This is a genomic window from Actinomadura geliboluensis (assembly GCF_005889745.1).
Lineage (GTDB): Bacteria > Actinomycetota > Actinomycetes > Streptosporangiales > Streptosporangiaceae > Spirillospora > Spirillospora geliboluensis.
Window position 1 is genome coordinate 1 of the sequence record NZ_VCKZ01000768.1, and the last position, 919, is coordinate 919.

General features: G+C 65.7%; 1 protein-coding gene. It reads left to right on the forward strand.

Annotated elements, in window-relative coordinates; translation table 11 throughout:
- Positions 1-135: 135 nt before the first annotated feature.
- Positions 136-909 carry a transposase family protein gene (locus ETD96_RS44130; protein WP_138642399.1) on the forward strand — a complete coding sequence of 258 codons (774 nt, stop codon included), beginning with the start codon at positions 136-138 and terminating at the stop codon, positions 907-909.
- Positions 910-919 lie beyond the last annotated feature (10 nt).

The following is a 919-nucleotide window of genomic DNA, read 5'->3' on the forward strand; positions in this document are numbered from 1 at the left end:
TGACCCTTTTTCATCGGTCTGGGGAGATGGTGATCACGAAGTGATCGCGATGCTGGCGTTCGGCCGGTGAAGCGAAGAAGCCCCTGTTAGACGGCTTGATCGCCACGATCTCGACGTCCGAACCAGGGGCTCTGCGTGCTGTTCTATCGTGCTGCCGTCGATTTGTCGCGTTCAACGCTGAACTACCTGGCCGGACTGATCCGCCGGTGCCGCAAGACCCTCGGTACGCCCTGGCGGCTGCTCACCCCGGGGCGGCAGGCTCTGCTGGTGCTGGTCCACCTGCGCAAGGGTGAGACCTTCGCCGAGCTCGGAGCCGGGTTCGGGGTGTCGACGAGTACGGCCTGGCGGTATGTCGAGGAGGCCGTCGCGCTGCTATCGGCACGGTCGCCGAAGCTGACGGCGGCGTTGCGCAAGGCGACCAAGGACGGGCTGCACCTGTTGGTGCTGGACGGGACGCTCATCGCCTGCGACCGGGTTCGGGCCGACCGGCCGTACTACTCGGCCAAGCACCGCTGTCACGGAATGAACATCCAGGTGATCGCGGGTCCGGACGGGACGATCGTGTGGACGTCGGGGGCGATGCCCGGCCGCACGCACGACCTGACCGCCGCCCGCGTCTGGGGGATATTGCGCGAGTTGGAGGCGGCCGGGATCATCACGCTGGCCGACAAGGGCTATCAAGGGGCCAAGGCCTGCATCGTCATCACCCCGTACAAGGGACGCAACAAGCCCGAATCCCAGAAGCAGGCCAACCGCTCGCACGCCAGGCTGCGCGGACCCGGCGAACGCGCGAACGCCCAACTGAAGTCATGGAAGCTACTCCGCAAGCTCCGCTGCAGTCCCTGCAAGGCCGGCCACCTGGTCAAGGCCATCGCTGTCCTACAGAACTACGAGGTCACCCGAGGATGAAAAAGGCTCA